This is a genomic window from Devosia sp. ZB163, assembly GCF_028613635.1.
Lineage (GTDB): Bacteria > Pseudomonadota > Alphaproteobacteria > Rhizobiales > Devosiaceae > Devosia_A.
Genome location: NZ_JAQRMY010000002.1, coordinates 420095 through 436645 on the forward strand (window position 1 = coordinate 420095; position 16551 = coordinate 436645).

Below are 16551 nucleotides of genomic sequence, written 5' to 3' on the forward strand. Positions count from 1 at the left end.
CTCCAGCCCTCACACCCTGTACACCCGCTCCGCATTCCGCCAGAACAGCCCTTCCTGCTCCGCCTCGCTCGCCCCGCTGACGATCTCGCGGCTGGCGTTCACCCACTTGGTCAGATTCGCGAACAGCGTGACGACGGGGTGGTCGCTGCCCCACACCACGCGATCCCAGCCGAACGTTTCGATGACGAACTCGACATAGGGCCGGATCGTATCCACCGTCCATGTCTCGTCGACATTGGCGAGGATGCCCGACACCTTGCACACCACGTTCGGCAGCTCAGCCACGCGCTCCATGCGCGTCGTCCAGTTCTCCCACTCGCCGTCGGCGATCTTGGGGTTGCCGCAGTGGTCGAGTACGAACTGCGTCTGCGGGCACGCCGCAATCAGCGGCGGCGCCAGCATCAGTTCGTGCGATTTCACGCAGATGTCGAAGGTCATCCCGTAACGCGGCAGCAACCGGATGTTGTCGATGAACGTCGCCGTTTGGCTCAGTTCCGCCGGCTGCCCCTGCAGCAACCGCCGGATGCCCTTCACCTTGCCCAGCGCCTTCATTTTCTCCAGGTGCGCCTCGAAACCCGAGTGCTCCGGCCGCCCGCTGGCGATCGCCCCGACCACGCGGTCGAGCCCGAGCACGAACTCGCTCTCCGCCTCGATCTCGGGCTCGGTGACGTCCACCTCCATGTGCAGCGCCGACTCGATGCCGAGCGGCAGCGCCTCAGCCCAGTAGCTCTCCACGTGCCATGGCTTGTTGATCGCCGGTGCGCCGGCGAGCCACGGATAGGAGAACCTGTCGGGATAGATCAGATGCAGGTGCGTATCGAGAATGCGCATGAAATCAGCCGGTTGCGGTGCAAATCGGCTGACATGTTAGCGACTCGTGACGTCGGCGGCGAGAGGCCTGTGTCCCGTTACAGCCGCACCACCTGGCCGGTCCGCACGCTTTCGTCGGCGGCGAGACAGATCCTCAGCGACTGCACCGCGTCCTGCATGTGCCGCGTCAGGTCGATATCCTCGGTGATCGTCCGGTACACATAGTCCTGTTCGCGCGCGCAGAGCGCATCGTGTCCCGGCTCGCCGGCCATCGAGATGTACTCGTCGGCCCGCGCGAACATGCCGTCCGGCCCCACCTCCGCGCGGTGCACCTTGATCTGGTCGGTGCGCGTATGCGTGTCGAGGTCTGCCGACTTCGCGCCCGGCTCCATCACGATCGACACCGAGCCCTTCGGCGTCATCACGTCCTTGATGAAGAACGCCGTATCCGAGACCATCGGCCCCCAGGCCGACTCGTACCAACCGCGCGAGCCATCATCGAACAACACCTGCAGCGCGCCGTAATTGTACATGTCCGGCGCGATCTCATCCGACAGCCGCACCCCCATGCCGCGTACTTCCACGGGCCTGGCATCGGTGATCTGGCACATCACGTCGACATAGTGGACGCCACAGTCGACGATCGGCGACGTCGTCTCCATCAGCCGCTTGTGGGTTTGCCACGCAGCCCCGTCCGATTGCTGGTTGAGGTTGAGCCGGAAAGCGTACGGCCCCCCGAGCTTCCGTGCTTCCTCGATGAACCGTATCCAGCTCGGGTGGTGCCTCAGGATGTAGCCGACAACGAGCTTCCGCCCGTTGGCCTTGGCTGCAGCGACCACCCGCTCAGCGTCGGCCACTGTGGTCGCCAGTGGCTTCTCGATGAAGACGTGCGCACCCTGTTCGAGCGCCATCACGGCATAGTCGGCGTGGCTGTCCGAATAGGTGTTGATGGACACGAGGTCCGGCCTCAGTTCGCGCAGCGCCCCTTCGTAGTCCGGCCGGATCGCGTAACCAGCGAGTTCCTCATGCAGCCGCGGCTGGCTCCGGTTGACCAGCCCCACGATCTCGAATCCGGGGTGGCGGTGATAGGCCAGCGCGTGGCTCCGCCCCATATTGCCGAGCCCGGCTACAAGTACACGCACGGTCATTTCATAGCCCCCGAGATATGCGGCGGATCAATTGCCGCGCGAAGAAGAGATAGAGCACGAGCACCGGCAGGATCGCCAGCGCCAGGGCGAAGGGAAGCCGTTCCGATCTGTCTGGAACTGCCGATGATCTGCCGGAGCGCTACTCGGGCGGCGTATGAGAACAGGGACACGGGCGCTTTCCCTGTAGGTGGCGCCCAAACCGCCCCGCTCGAATAGCCGGATACACAGATGTTGAGTTCATCGCGACCCTCAGGCTCGCCACGCCGAACCGCGGGGCTTGTGTCCTGCTCGCATTCCGTCGTCGATGGGGGTAAGCCATGGGCTGTCATTGCGCTTCCCTCGATAGCAGCTAATGCCAAAAAAATACCACTTGTCCAGATATCGGCGACGAAATTGTCAGCACCGGTCTGAAGCATGTCTGCTAGCCCCGACAATTCGTTGGGATTTGTGCGATTTGATGCCGGTTGGGGACTTTACCCTTGGTCAATGGTCTTTTATTGGTATTATGTCAGTGGAGGGGCTGCGCACGCCACCAGTTTGATCTCATCCGCAGGCGCCGCATGACCACATCGCAGGTTATCAATGGCTGATGCACCAGGCACACTCTTCGGCTCCGAGGCCGTCATCCTCCCCCAGGGCGGCCCGCTCTACCTCCAGCTCAAGCGCTGGATCGAGAATGCCGTCGCTCGCGGGGTGATCCAGCCCGGCGATGCCCTGCCGTCGGAACGCGACCTTGCCACCAAGGTCGATGTTTCGCGCGTAACGGTCCGCAAGGCCGTCCAGCATCTGGTCCGGGACGGCATCCTGGTGCAGCGCCATGGCTCGGGAACCTTCGTCGCCCCGCACCAGAGCCGCGTTGAACAGTCGCTGAGCCAGCTCACCTCATTCACCGAGGATATGGCCCGCCGCGGCATGGCCGTCCGCTCGATCTGGCTCGATCGGGGCATCTACGCTCCCTCACCCGAGGAGACGATGATTCTGGGCCTTTCGCCCGGCGAAGGGGTGGCGCGCGTCGCCCGCCTGCGCCTTTCCGGTGATATGCCGCTCGCCATAGAACGCGCAGCGCTTTCATCGCTGACGCTGCCCGATCCGGCATCGGTCGGCGCCTCGCTCTACGCCCACCTCGAGAAGACCGGCAATCGCCCGGTTCGCGCCATACAGCGTATCCGCGCCGCCAATCTCGGGGAGGACGATGCTCGGCTGCTGGAGATCTCAGCCGGCGCCGCCGCGCTCCATGTCGAGCGCATAGCCTATCTGCCGTCGGGGAAGGTTGTAGAATTCACCCGTTCGGTCTACCGCGGCGACACCTATGACTTCGTCGCCGAAATGAGAGTTGGAAAGTAAGTGACTGATCCGCATACCAAGAGCTTCATGCGTCTCGAAGTCGAGGAGACCCCGTCTGCCATCGCCCGCCTCCTGAGCGAGGGCAGGGCCGACTTCGCACGGGCCGGCGCCGCCCTGCGCGAGCGTGACCCGGCCGCCATCGTCACCATCGCCCGCGGCTCGTCCGACCACGCCTCGTCTTTCCTCAAGTACGCTATCGAGCTGCTCGCCGGTGTACCCGTCGCATCCGTCGGCCCCTCCATCGTCTCCATCTATGGGCGCGAACTGAAGCTCGGCCGCACGGCTGCCATCGCCACCAGCCAGTCGGGTAAAAGCCCCGACATCGTCGCGATGACCGAAGCCGCACACCGCTCCGGCGCGCTTACCATCGCACTGACCAACACGCCCAATTCCCCGCTCGCCGTAGCGGCCGACCAGACGATTGCCCTCCGCTCGGGCGAAGAGAAGTCGGTTGCAGCCACCAAGACCTTCGTCGCCTCCGTGGTCGCCGGCCTCGGGATCGTTGGAAACTGGCTGGAAGACAAGGCCCTGCTGGCCGCACTGGAATCACTGCCTCAGGTCCTCGAGGAAGCGGTCCACTGCGACTGGAGCCCGCTCCTGGGCGCGCTCGACAATCACCAGTCGCTCTACGTCCTCGGTCGCGGCCCCTCGCTCGCCATCGCCAGCGAGGCTGCCCTCAAGTTCAAGGAAACCTGCAGCATCCACGCCGAGGCCTATAGCTCGGCCGAGGTCATCCACGGTCCCGCCCGCATCGTCGAGCACCACTTCCCGGTGCTGGCGCTGGCCGCCCGTGATGCTGCCGAGAACTCCATCATCGAGGTGTCCGAGCGGCTCGCCGGGCAGGGCGCCCGCGTCTTCATCACCTCGGCGAACGCCAAGAGCGGTGAGCGTCTCCCCTTCGCCGCGTCGGGGCACCCCATCACCGATGCACTGGCGCTGATCGTCAGCTTCTACGGCCTCGTCGAGGCACTGAGCCGGCGCCGCGGCTTTGACCCCGATCGGCCTCCGCACCTCAAGAAGGTGACCGAGACGATATGACGGTGGCTGCTACGATCTCTCACAGGAGCGGCTGGAAATGACCAGACAAGCAATCACCGGCGCCCGAATCTTCGATGGCGCCGAGTGGCATGATCGCATGGCTCTGGTGATCGAGGACGGCAAGGTCGAGGGCCTGATCGCCGCCGATTCCCCCACGGACGCCATCCGCGTTCCCGCCGACGGCGCCATGATCGTGCCCGGCTTTCTCGACCTGCAGATCAATGGTGGCGGAGGCGCGCTTCTCAACGAGACGCCGACCGTCGAAGCCATCCGCACCATCTGCACGACCTTTGCCCAGTTCGGCACCACGGCCTGCCTGCCCACCATCGTCACCGACTCAGTGCCGGTGAACGAGGCGACGATCGCGGCTGGCATCGCGGCGGTGGAGCAGGGCGTTCCCGGCTTCCTCGGCCTTCACCTCGAAGGTCCGCACCTCGCCGTTTCGCGCAAGGGCGCGCACGACCCCAAACTCATTCGGCCGATGGATGAATCGGATCTGCAGCGCATCGTCGAGGCGCGCCGCCGGCTCCCGAATCTCTTGATCACCGTCGCCGCCGAAACCGTTGGTCTGGAACAGATTTCGCGCCTCGCCGCCGCCGGCGTCACGGTCAGCATCGGCCATTCGGACGGCACCTACGCGCAGGTGAAGGCCGCAGCCGAGGCGGGCGCCACCATGGTCACGCACCTGTTCAACGCTCAGAGCCAGATCGGCAATCGCGAGCCCGGCGTCGTCGGCGCCGCACTCGATCTGCCATCGTTGAGCGCGGGCCTCATCGCCGACGGCATCCACGTGCATCCGGCCTCGATCGGTATCGCACTACGCGCCAAGCGCGGACCCGGCCGCATTTTCCTCGTCACCGACGCCATGTCGATCACGGGTACGGACTGGACCGAGTTCGAGCTCACCGGACAGATGGCCTATCGCAAGGATGGTGCCCTGCGCCTCGCCGACGGCACTTTGGCCGGCGCCGACCTCACCATGGTCGATGCGATCCGCTACATGCATGGCACCGTCGGCCTGTCGCTGGACGAAGTCCTCCGCATGGCCAGCCTCTACCCGGCCCAGGCCCTGCGCATCGAGGCAACCTACGGCCACCTGCAGCGCGGCGCCCGCGCCGACTTCGCCATCCTTGCGGACGACCTCGCGGTCCGTTCCACCTGGATCGGCGGCGAAAAGCGCTTCGGCTGACCCCAGAAACAGACCGGCCGCCCCACGGGACGGCCGGTCGAGTCGTAATCGGAAGAACTGTCAGAACGAGAAGTTCAGGCCGGCCTTGATCGTGTGGAGGTCGGCGTCCGCGCCGACATCACCCACCGGCAGGGAGAACTCGTAGGTCACCTGGCCCAGGTCGATGTAGTTGTATTCGGCGAAGGCGCTGATGTTGTCGGCCAGCGCGACTTCGACGCCAACGCCCGCCGTCCAGCCAAAGGCCGTCTGGGTGTCTTCCTCATCCATCGCATGCCCGGTGCCGCCGCCATAGGCGATGCCAGCCTTGACGTAGGGCAGCACGCCATCGAGAGCCACGCCCAGCCGGGCGGTCGTCGTGCCGAACCAGTCGATCGTGTCGTTCTCGCCGTCGCCATCCTCTTCGTACTGGATGCCCGAAAGGCTGAGGTCGGTCTGGATGCCGAAGACCAGCGTATCCGTCTGGATGTTGTAGCCGAGTTGGACGCCGCCGAAGAAGCCGTCGACATCCTGCTCGAGGTCGCTCGGATCGATCACATCGGACTCGAGCGTGATGACGCCGGCGCCAAAGCCGCCGTGCACACCGATGTAGATGCCGGACCAGTCATTGGCCGCAACGGCGACCACCGGGTCTTCGGCAATGATGAGGTCAGCAGCGGTCGCGGCGCCAGCAAGAGCCAGCACGGAGGCACCGGCCAGCATCGAAGTATAGAGTTTCATGAATCCCCCTGGAGTAAGGTGAGGCCCTTAAGCCTCATCTTCCCGGGGCAGTGCAACCCGTGTCGCCGCGCAACTGACAGATTATCGCCAATGTTGCGGCAGCGACACCGGAGTGCAATTAAGTAACGTCGCGAACTAATCTACTATCCGCGCCCGATATAGGGCATGGTGGTGGCCATAACAGTCATGAATTGGACGTTCGCCTCGAGTGGCAGCCCCGCCATGTAGAGGATCGCGTCGACCACGTGCCGTACGTCGAAGGTCGGCTCGGGTTCCATGGTCCCATTGGCCTGCAGCGACCCCGTTGTCATCTTGGCGGTCATGTCGGTGGCCGTGTTGCCGATATCGATCTGCCCGCAGGCGATGTTGTAGGCCCGCCCATCGAGTGAGATCGCCTTCGTCAGCCCGGTGATGGCGTGCTTGGTCGCCGTATAGGCCGCCGCGCCGGGGCGGGGGACATAGGCCGAGATCGAGCCGTTGTTGATGATTCTGCCGCCCTGCGGGCTCTGGTCGCGCATCGCGCGGAACGCCTCGCGGGCCACGTAGAAGGCCCCGTTGAGATTCACGTCGACCATGTTCTGCCAGGTCGCGATATCGGTGTCCCCGAAGCTCGCCTGCGGGGCGAAGCGGCCGGCATTGTTGAACACCACGTCCACCCGGCCCAGTTTGGCCCTGAGATCGGTGAAATACCGGTGCACCGCCCCCGCATCTGTCACGTCGCACGTGCCGCTATAGGCTGCCCCGCTGAGTTGCGCGGTTTCTGTGAGCTCCGCCTCACGCCGCCCCAGAATTGCCACGCGATACCCCGACCTTCCAAGTCCGATCGCAGTCGCGCGGCCGATCCCCGAGGTCGCGCCGGTTACCACCGCCACCTTGCCGTCTGTCATTTTCGTGTTTTCCCCGCCCTTGTCTTCGCCTCATATGCAAGGCTACTTGCGGCATAGACAAGGCAGCGGCACCTGCCGATGCACCGTTAGTCGTATGGGCTTGCATGAGAAAACCCGCCTCACCGACGAAGCGATCGGCAGGAGCCGAGATTGCAGAGCTTCTCGCCAACGGCCTAGCGCACCAGCAGGCCGGGCGGGATACCGCCGCTGAGGCCCTCTATGCCCAGGTTCTCGCGAGGGACCCGAACCAGCCAGGTGCCAACCACTTGCTAGGCGTAATCCGCCTCAAGCAAGGCAGGGCCGCAGAAGCGGTAGACTTCATATCGCGGTCTGTCCGCCAAAAGCCGCGCGATCCACAGTACCTCAGCAATCTCGGTGTGGCCTTGAACAACGCCGGTCGCCCCACCGAGGCGATCGACGTCTTGTATAGGGCCCTGGCGCTAAAGCCCGACATGGCCGAAGCCCACGCGAATCTCGGTATCGCGCTCCGGGCCGTTCGCAGGTACGACGACGCTGCCGTAGCGCACAGAGCCGCACTGCGCATCAAGCCCAACGAACCCGGCTTCCACTTCAACCTCGGCAATGCCCTTTCCGACGGCGGCTTTCCCCTGGAGAGCCAGATGTCCTTTCGTCGCGCGCTGGAGTTGCGCCCGACACATGTCGGCGCAGCAAACTCGCTGTCATTGTCCCTGGATCGTCACGGCGCTGCGGAAGAAGGGCTTCGGGTGGCGGAGCAGGTCCTCGCACTTGTTCCCAACAGCGCGCTCCTGCTCATGCGTCGCGGTCGCAGCTTGCAAGAGCTCGGTCGGCTGTCGGAGGCGGAGCAGTCGTTACGCCAGTCCATCGATCGTGACCCGGGCCTCGGTGAGGCGCGGCTACATCTAGCCTACATAACGCGCCGGCACGAGCCGGCCGACTTGGTGGCGATGGAAGGTCTCCTCCGCAACGTCCGCGCCCCAGTCGAACAGCGAACCTTCGCCGGCTTTGGCCTGGGCAAGGCCCTTCGTGATTCAGGAAGGCACGAAGAGTCCATCGATACCTTCAAGCTGGCCAACCGCATCAACCGCCAGCATAGCCCGTTCTCCATCGAGGAGGCGTTGCTGCAACTTGATGACGAGGCGCGCTGGTTCGACGACCTTGAGCGGGGGCAGGTGCCGGAGGCCTCCTCTGAAACTCGTCACATTTTCGTCGTGGGCCTTCCACGTTCCGGCAAGACTACCGCCGAAAAGGTTCTCGCTCGGCACCCCCGTGTTACGGCCGCCGGCGAGCTTCCGATCATGATGCGACTGGCCAGGAAGCTGCACCTGGAAGTCGGCAACGAGTCTCCTGCAACGATCGACCCGGCGCGAGTGGCCGCCGTTGGCTCGGACTACCGGGTGGCCGTGCAGGCCCTGTTGCCAGGGTCTGAGGTCGTTGTGGACACCCTGCCTGCCAACTTCCGCTCGGTCAGCCTCATTCGACTCGCCTTGCCGGACGCTCGTATCGTCTGGTGCAGCCGCTCGCTTCCCGAACTCTGCGTCGCCATATTCGAGAAGCACTTCACCAGTGGTGGCCACGACTACTCCAACGATCTGAACGATCTGCTGCGATACGCGGCGGCCCACGAGGCCCGTCGCGCAACCTGGGTCGGCCGATATCCAGACGGTGCGCTCGCGTTCGAAGTCGGTGCCTTCCTTCGTTCCCCGGAAAGCTCGACACGTGCATTGCTCGATCACTGCGGCCTGACGTGGCACGCGGGCTGTGCGGAGCCAGTCGCATCAGAACCGCAGCTCGCCGAATGGTCCCCCGAGGAGCAGCAAGCGAATACCGCCGAGCACCTCGATCTGTGGAAGAAGCTCCATCCGGAGCTGTGGGCGCCGGTAAACACCGCCGTGCGCACTGACGCTTAAGGGCGGCTTCACAGGCGTTAACAGGTGGTTTCGCTTTCTGTGCTGAATCTGCAACAGCCCGTCCGCAACCACCCTGCCGTCGCCCCATTTCGGCCATTCTGCGATTGCGTGGGCAGAACTCATCGGTAGATTGGCTAATGCGAATCCATGCATGGGATCGTTTGTCGGTCGCAAACGCGACGGCAACACACACAGCAAGGTGTGGTCGCGTTTCGACAAGCCGCCGGGTAACTGGCAAAAACGAATGACTGACTTTGGAGGTCAATAATGAAAATCAGGAGCCTTCTTCTGGGTTCTGTGGCGGCGGCGGGTCTCTCGACCGGCGCTTTTGCGGCTGACCTGGGCGTCCTCACGTCCATGGACATCTGCGACGATCTCGGCCTGTCGGGTCTGACGATCTCGTCGGATACGAACTGCCTGCAGATCACCGGTGAAGTGAAGTACAAGTTCACTTGGGGCGACTATGTCGATCTCGACGGCGACTTTTTCACTGTCGATACCGGTGCCGGCGTCTATGACGTGATCGGCGGCGACGGCGAGAATGACTGGGAATCGCGCTTCGACGCTTGGGTCAAGGTCGTCGCTACGGCCAATTCCGATTTCGGTCCGGCCAAGGCCGTCCTGAAGCTCAAGGAAGTTGATCGCACTGCAGCGTCGGCCGACATCGCCATCCAGGGCGGTGGTTCCGACACCTCGGGTGTGATCCTCGACGAAGCTTATGTCTCGATCGGCGACTCGACTGTCATCATGGCGGGCAAGAAGGGCTCGATCATGAAGAAGGGCGACGACGAGCCGCTGAACTGGCTCGGTCTCTTCAACTCCGAGAAGGTTGACGTTGGCGTGAGCTGGGGGCCGTTCGACGGCACGGGTGACGATGATGGTCTCGATGACGGTGGTCACGTCATTCAGGTCGTGTCTGACCTTGGTAACGGTTTCTCGATCGGCGCCGGTCTTGAAGACCTGAACGGCGCGAACACCCTTGGTTCTGACCTGGCGGGTACCGCTGTTGGCGTGATCTCCTATTCGGGTGAAGGCATCTCGGCTCACATCACCGCCGCTGCCGCTGGCGTGCTTGACGGCGAAATCGATGCTTGGGGCGTCCATGCCGGCTTCACCGGCACGTTCGACAACTTCAAGGTTGTTCTCGCTGGTGCCTATGGTCACGCCGACGACGTCTTCGGTGTCGGCAACGACTATGATTACTGGAACGTCCTGGCTTCGGCTTCGGCAACCTTCGATATCTTCACGATCGCAGGCTCGGTCGAAGCTGTTAACGGCTACGGCGATACCGTTCCCCCGTTCCCCAGTGATGACACCGACTACGGTGCAGGCGCGTCCATCAGTGCAGCTATTGCTGACGGCGTGATCCTGAACCTCGGTGGCCGTTGGTACCAGCAGAACATCTGGCACCCGGGCATCGACAACAACGCCTACCAGGTCGCGGCCTCGGTTTCGGCTGCTGTCACCGAGTCGATCACCGTCACCGGCGAAATCGGCTACCTGAACGACGAAGTTGAGCCGGAAGACGTGTTCTACGGTTCGGGCAAGCTCGCTTGGGCTCCGGGCGCGAACAGCGGCTTCACCTCGTCGATCAAGGGCACCGTCTCTTCGGGCATCGAGTCCGGCGACGTGGGCTACAAGCTCGAGACCGAGTTCAAGAAGACCTTCGAGTAAGCCTTACGGCCCAATCGGATATGGAAGGCCCGGCATTTGCCGGGCCTTTCTTTTTGGCGGGATCGCGCGTTCAGCGGCCAGTCAGGTGCCGTTCATCTGGACGCACGTAGCTGTGATCCCGGCGCTCGGAAAATCCACGTCGGACAAAGAGGTGGCGCACTTTTCCGATTCAAGGATTGAGGCTATTGCAGGTCGACGGTGCAGCTTCGGGTTCTGGGGATAGGATGAGCATTTTTCTGCGGTGGGGCATTCCGGCGTTCGTCACCGTTGTCGGTGGCACAGCCGCCGCCATCGCCACCAGCGGAACCGGCATCCCGGCCGATCTTGCAGCGCGGACCAACATCGTCACAACCTCGGAAAACGCCTGGGCCCAGGTCGCTTTCGACATGCGCGATGCCACCGTAACCGGCACCGCCACCACGCAACAGATGGTCGACGATGTCGTCGCCCGGGTTGCTGCAGTCCATGGCGTCCGCTCGGTTGCCACCGATGTGGTCTTGGCCGAGCATGTGAGTCCGTTCCCCTTCGTCGCCAGTGTACAGGCAGGCGTTCTCACCTTGGGTGGGGGCGTTCCCGACGAAGCAACTCGCACACGACTGATCGCCGAAGCCGGGCAGGGCACCGCCGATACGCTTCGCCCCATGTCCGGCGCACCGGACCGCACGCTTTGGGCCGCTGCAACCAATCACGCCATAGCGTTTGCGAAACGTCTCGACGAGGGCGAGGTCGCCCTCGCGGATCTGACCCTCACGGTTTCTGGCCGTGCCAGATCCGCCGAAGACTACGACGCACTGGTTCGCCTGGCCGCGGCGCCGTCGCCGGAAGGCGTTGAGCTCGCCTATCACGAATTCGCTCCCCCGCTGCTGTCACCCTTCGAGTGGCGCGCCGAGTTCGATGGCTCCCGTCTGAACTTCTCCGGTTCGGCTCCGTCCGATGCTTTGATCGCCGAGTTGGAGGCTCTTGCCCCCGCTGATGTCTCCGTCTCCACCAGCCTCGTTCTGGCATCCGGCGCACCCGAATCCTTCGACTTGACGGCCAAGTCACTCGTCGAAAATCTGTTGAGGCTTGAGCACGGTAGTGCCGATATCTCCGATGGCACATCAACGCTGTCGGGCGTCCCCGCTGATGCCGTGACCGCCCAGGCCATCCGCGTTGCCATGACCCCGGGCGGAACCAGCGTCTCGCTCGGTGCCCCGCTAGTCGGTGACTACTGGTTCAGCGCCGAGCGCAAGAACGGCGCCACTATCGTGGACGGCTTCGTGCCCGACCAAGCCATGCGCGACCGCCTCGAAGCTGCGGACAGCGTCGACGCGTCAGGGCTGGAACTCGGTCGCGGCGCTCCCGAGCGCTTCGAGTCCGGCGTCGATTTCGTCATGACGGCGCTCGGCCGGATGAGCGAAGGCCGCGGATCCGTCTCCGGCACCAGCATCACCATAGAGGGCCGTGCCGCTACCACCGCCGATTTCGCCGCGCTCGAGACGACGCTCGATCTCGGTGCGCCGCAGGGCCTGATCCTGGCGTCGAGCTCAATCAAGCCGCCGCTTGCAACGCCCTTCACCTTCGCCGTCGAGAAGTCCGCGGACGGCAAGTATGCCGTCACGGGCCACGTCCCCAGCGAAGCCGCGCGCAAGGCTATCGTGGCCGCCGTACCTGGCGCGCCCAGCGACAGCTCTGTCATCGCCGATGGCAATCCAGTCGACTTCCAGGCCAGCTCCGTCAAGGCACTCGATGTGCTGGCTCTGATGGACAGCGGTCGGCTCAGCTACGACGGCGCCAACTGGAGCCTGACTGGCGCCGTAGGCACGGCGCAGCAGGCCTTCGCCGCCGAGTCGGCCTTCGCGGCCACCGGTCTGAGAGCCGCCGGCTGGACCTACAAGGTCGATCTCCCCGCGGCGACTGCCGCCGAGGTCCTGCCCGTCATCGATCCCTATACATGGCGGGCGCGGAAGTCCCCCGGCGGCCCCGTGACCTTCTCGGGTTTTGTCCCCACCGGGCAGCTCAAGCGTTACCTCGCAGGCCACGCTGGTGCGGGCGTGGTCGATGGCACCAGCCTCGGCGCCGGCGCCCCCGACGGCTTTATTCCCGCAGCCATCGGTGGTCTTGATGCCCTGCTCGCTATGGATGAGGGGACCCTGAGCTTCTCGGCCGGCAACTGGTCGCTCATTGGCGAGGTCGCGACCACCGATTCCCGCCATGCGGTGGAGGCCGCGCTCGTTGCCGCTGCCGATACGTCGGCCTGGCACGTCGCCATCCAGTCAGCCGACGCGGCCCCGGTCGTCGTCCCGTTCGTCTGGTCGGCCACCAAGATTGCCGACGGCGCTGTCACACTCTCCGGCTACGTCCCCACCGAGGAGGCGCGCGCTGCGCTTGCCGAACTCGCCGGCACAGGCGCGTCGGACAAGACACTGGTCGGCTCGGGCGAGCCACCCGCCTTTGCCGACAACGCTCGCAAAGGTCTTACCGCGCTGCTCGCCCTCGAGAGCGGCGAAGTTCGCTACGACGGATCGCAGTGGTCGATCACCGGGCAGCCCACCACGGCAGCCGACGTCGAAGCGGCCCAAACGGCGCTTGCAGCCGCTGCGGACGCCAAGTGGACAACCTCGTTTGCCGAGCCGACGCAGCTTGAGGCAACCGAGACTGCAGCGGCTGAGCCTGAGGCAGCACCGGCCCACGATCCTGCACCAACCGAGGCGGCTACCCCGGCCGCGCCGGCAACCGCCGACACTCCAGCCACTGAAGCGGAGACGCAGGTCGCTGCCGTCGATCCGGCCGTGCCGGTGGTTGAACAGGCCTCCGTCGCCCCTGAGTACGTGTTCGAGGCGACAAAGGCATTGGGCGGCCCCGTCGCTTTCGCTGGCGCCGTTCCAGCCGAGCCGATGCGCCGCCACCTGGCGGTGATCACGGGTGGCGAACCGGCCGAGAGCCTTGCGATCGATGCCGGTCTTCCCGGCGACTTCATCGCCAATGCCGATGCCGGCAGTCGGGCCCTCGCGCTCCTGGCCGATGGTCAGTTCGGACTGGCTGGAGACGCCTGGGTCTTCACCGGCCGCGCTGATACTGAAGCGGTTCGTGAGGCTGCATTGGCGGAGCTCGCCGCCGCTCCGGCCGCAGCCAAGTGGAAGACGGACGTCACTCTTCTGCCGCCACTGCTGGTCTGCCGCGACGAGATCGATACGTTCGCTGCCCGCAATGCCATCCTCTTCCAGTCGGGCAGTGCCGTCATCGCTGAGGGCTCGCTTCCCGCCATCGACGAGCTCGCCGGCTATCTCAACGATTGCCCGGGCGCGATGGTGAATATCGAAGGGCACACGGATGCGGACGGCGAAGAGGATGCGAACCTCGCGCTCTCCGTGTCGCGCGCCGAAGCCGTTGTTGATGCGCTGATTCTGCGCGGCATCGGTCCGGAGCGGCTTTATGCCATCGGCTATGGCGAGAGCCTGCCGATCGCCAGCAACGAAACGCGCGCCGGCAAGCAAGCCAACCGGCGCATCGCCTTCACGCTTTCCGAAGAGTGACCGCCTCAACATGACGCTCGACTCTCTGATCTACCTTATCGAGATCTACTGGCCGTTCGTCCTTGGTGCTGCGGTGGTGGGGTTGGCAACCGGCTGGTGGTCCGCCACCCCGCGGAAGGGGTGAACGCACCATGTTGAACCCTGCCCACATTCTCGAAACGGCGTTCCTGCTGCTGGTCGCCTTCCTCATCGGCGCCACCGTCGGCAGTCTGGCCCGCCTGGCCGTGCTGCGGATGTCGCGCGCCCCGACCGTGCAACAAGCCACCCCGGTCCCCAAGGCCGAAGTGATCGAGGCGCCCGCGGCCCTCGTCACCGCCCCGGCCATCGAGCCCATGAGCAAGCCGGCTACGCCCGCTGCTCCAGCCGAGGTTCCCGCCCCCGATTTCACCGAGGCGGTGCAGGCCATTGAGGCCGCCCGGCCCGGTGCCCTCACGCCTTTGCCGGAAGTCAGGATGCCGACCCTGGCGCCGCTCCCGACGGTCGAGACGCGCGAGCAGAAACCTGTGATGTCGCCCGCCCGAGTGGCAGGGCAGACGACTTCGGGTCTCCTCGTCGCGTCCCCGAGGCATGAGCCAGCCGGGCGCTCCACAGCGCCGGCCGGTGGACCGAGCGCCGAGGTCATTCCGTTCCCCATCGATCGCACGGCCGAGATGCCTGTCGAAGTTACCGTTACGGCGGATGCCGTCGACGCCGTTCTCGAGCCGGAGCAGTTCAGCGAGTCTGCTGCAACCACCCCCACCGAAGTGGCAGTCGTGTCCGTTCCCGAGCCATTCGAGAACGCTGAAGCCGAGCCGGCTGAAGCGCCAGGGGCCGATTCTGCTGTCGCCGTCCAAGCGCTAGTGGCAGAGCCGGAAGCGATCGCCCCACGTGCGCCAGCCCCACAACCTGCCGAGACCGTAGCCTCGAAGACAGACGATGAAGGCGCCGCCATGCGGGCTATCGAGGGCAACTGGACCCCGACACGGAACTCCGGCAGCCGGGCCCGCCCCGCCGAGGCACCGGATGGCGTCGATGCCGAACCCGCGCCCAGTCGCCGCCGAGCCTCCCGTCAGGCGGCCACGGAGATCGATCCAGCTCCGGCCGAGTCGCCGGGCAAACCCGTCGGTATCGAGGCGCCGCGCCAAGGAATCAGCGACAGCCTGGCCAATGTCATCGGCATCCTGCCCATCATCGAGAAAGCGCTGAACAAGCTCGGCCTCTACCATTTCGACCAGATTGCGAATCTCACCGACGAGAACGTCGAGTGGATCGAAGCCCACCTCGGCATCGATGGGCGCATCGGCCGCGAGCATTGGCGCGAGCAGGCCCGCGAACTGGCGCTGATTTCGGAGCCCGGGCGGAAAGTTGCCGCCCAGCCCTAGTCAGGCAGCCTTGGGGCGGCGGCGCAAAAGCTTGCGCACGAACCCAGCAATCGGTTCGACGTCCTCGGGCGTGTTGAGCAGGGCAGGGGAGCCCTGTCCTTCGATCACATAGCCTTCGGCATCGCGCCGGCGCCGCAGCATTTCCTCGAACGTCTCGCGCCGCAGTTGCTCAGTCAGCTGGGTCCGCATCAGCAGCAGCGGTGCGTTGCCCAGTGCGTCGTAGAGTGGCCATTGCGGCACGAGGATATCGTCGTGCTCGAAAGCCTCCAGCTTCTTGATCAGGTGCGGGTCGAACAGCGTGTGCACCCGGTTGCGCTTGTCAAGATAGTGCGTTCGCGCTGCGATCACGTCGAGCAGCCCTTCGGTGGCCGCCGGATAGTCCGGCGCCAGCATGCGCCGGAACATCGCGCGGAACCCGGCCTCCGACCGGCTGCCGTCGAGGTCCTTGAGATTGTTCCGAAGCCGCACGAGTCCGCGCGGGTCCGATACCGGGCCGGCATCGAGCAGCACGGCTGCATGCACGAGCCGCGGGTGCTCGGCGGCAAGTGCCATGACCACCTGACCGCCATAGCCCTGGCCGACGAAAATGCCCCCGTCCAGCGCCAGTGCGGCGAGGACCTGCACAACGTCCCGGGCGTCGATCGTGGAGAGATAGCGCGCCTTGTCGCTCCGGTCCGACGAGCGGCCACGACCCTTGAGGTCGATCAGAATGATCGGCCAGTCGTCACCGAACACGCGGTGGAAGTTGTTGGCGAAGTCGGAGAAGTCCGCCATGTTGCGCTGGTAGCCGGCGAGGCAGACCAGCGGCACCCGCCCCATAGCGAGGCGGCCGGCCACATGCACCGCCATCTGCTCGTTGGCGGCCCCAACGGCAAGGCGCTGCACCGGCAGGTTCTGAAAGCTCCGATAGCCGTCCGGCACTGTGCGCTGGCGCGAGAACATGGCTCGACGGATAGCAGGCGCCGCGAGCCACGCCAAT

Annotated in this window: 12 protein-coding genes; 7 read left to right on the forward strand and 5 right to left on the reverse strand. The window is 65.0% G+C overall.

All coding sequences use genetic code 11. From position 1 onward, the window contains the following. Nucleotides 1-9 precede the first annotated feature (9 nt). Both PRN20_RS10255 and PRN20_RS10260 read right to left on the reverse strand, forming a co-directional pair. Nucleotides 10-831 carry an amidohydrolase family protein gene (locus PRN20_RS10255; RefSeq protein WP_273957243.1) on the reverse strand — a complete coding sequence of 274 codons (822 nt, stop codon included), beginning with the start codon at nucleotides 829-831 and terminating at the stop codon, nucleotides 10-12. 77 nt (nucleotides 832-908) lie between these two features. Next, nucleotides 909-1958 (reverse strand): Gfo/Idh/MocA family protein, encoded by a 1050-nt coding sequence (locus tag PRN20_RS10260; RefSeq protein ID WP_273957245.1) that lies wholly within the window; start codon nucleotides 1956-1958, stop codon nucleotides 909-911. 582 nt (nucleotides 1959-2540) lie between these two features. On the opposite strand from PRN20_RS10260, the gene PRN20_RS10265 reads away from it, so the two are divergent. Genes PRN20_RS10265 through nagA form a run of 3 tightly spaced genes read left to right on the forward strand, consistent with a single transcriptional unit; the run spans nucleotide 2541 to nucleotide 5529 of the window. Next, nucleotides 2541-3302 carry a GntR family transcriptional regulator gene (locus PRN20_RS10265; RefSeq protein WP_273957247.1) on the forward strand — a complete coding sequence of 254 codons (762 nt, stop codon included), beginning with the start codon at nucleotides 2541-2543 and terminating at the stop codon, nucleotides 3300-3302. Nucleotides 3303-3329: 27 nt separating this feature from the next. Further along, on the forward strand, nucleotides 3330-4340 hold the full coding sequence (locus tag PRN20_RS10270; RefSeq protein ID WP_273958056.1) for an SIS domain-containing protein: 1011 nt from the start codon (nucleotides 3330-3332) through the stop codon (nucleotides 4338-4340). Nucleotides 4341-4377: 37 nt separating this feature from the next. Beyond that, entirely contained in the window at nucleotides 4378-5529 is a 1152-nt protein-coding gene (nagA, locus tag PRN20_RS10275; RefSeq protein WP_273957248.1) for an N-acetylglucosamine-6-phosphate deacetylase, read from the forward strand. Between the two features lie 60 nt (nucleotides 5530-5589). On the opposite strand, the gene PRN20_RS10280 is transcribed toward nagA, so the two are convergent. Beyond that, the gene (locus tag PRN20_RS10280) at nucleotides 5590-6246 is read right to left on the reverse strand and encodes an outer membrane protein (RefSeq protein WP_273957249.1); all 657 of its coding nucleotides are present in this window, start codon (nucleotides 6244-6246) and stop codon (nucleotides 5590-5592) included. Between the two features lie 143 nt (nucleotides 6247-6389). After that, nucleotides 6390-7133: an SDR family oxidoreductase gene (locus PRN20_RS10285; RefSeq protein WP_273957250.1), complete on the reverse strand. Its 744-nt coding sequence runs from the start codon at nucleotides 7131-7133 to the stop codon at nucleotides 6390-6392. Nucleotides 7134-7237: 104 nt separating this feature from the next. On the opposite strand from PRN20_RS10285, the gene PRN20_RS10290 reads away from it, so the two are divergent. From PRN20_RS10290 to PRN20_RS10305, 4 genes are all read left to right on the forward strand, one after another. Next, complete coding sequence (locus tag PRN20_RS10290) at nucleotides 7238-9022, forward strand: tetratricopeptide repeat-containing sulfotransferase family protein (protein WP_273957251.1); 1785 nt, start codon at nucleotides 7238-7240, stop codon at nucleotides 9020-9022. A gap of 267 nt (nucleotides 9023-9289) precedes the next feature. Then, nucleotides 9290-10696, forward strand: coding sequence for a hypothetical protein (locus PRN20_RS10295; RefSeq protein ID WP_273957253.1), 1407 nt, complete (start codon nucleotides 9290-9292; stop codon nucleotides 10694-10696). 224 nt (nucleotides 10697-10920) lie between these two features. After that, nucleotides 10921-14211, forward strand: a complete 3291-nt coding sequence (locus tag PRN20_RS10300) for an OmpA family protein (RefSeq protein WP_273957254.1) — start codon at nucleotides 10921-10923, stop codon at nucleotides 14209-14211. A 131-nt stretch (nucleotides 14212-14342) separates the two neighbouring features. Then, nucleotides 14343-15572: a hypothetical protein gene (locus PRN20_RS10305; RefSeq protein ID WP_273957255.1), complete on the forward strand. Its 1230-nt coding sequence runs from the start codon at nucleotides 14343-14345 to the stop codon at nucleotides 15570-15572. Here PRN20_RS10305 and PRN20_RS10310 read toward each other — a convergent pair whose 3' ends face one another. Further along, nucleotides 15573-16550: an alpha/beta fold hydrolase gene (locus PRN20_RS10310; RefSeq protein WP_273957256.1), complete on the reverse strand. Its 978-nt coding sequence runs from the start codon at nucleotides 16548-16550 to the stop codon at nucleotides 15573-15575. Nucleotide 16551: the final 1 nt, after the last annotated feature.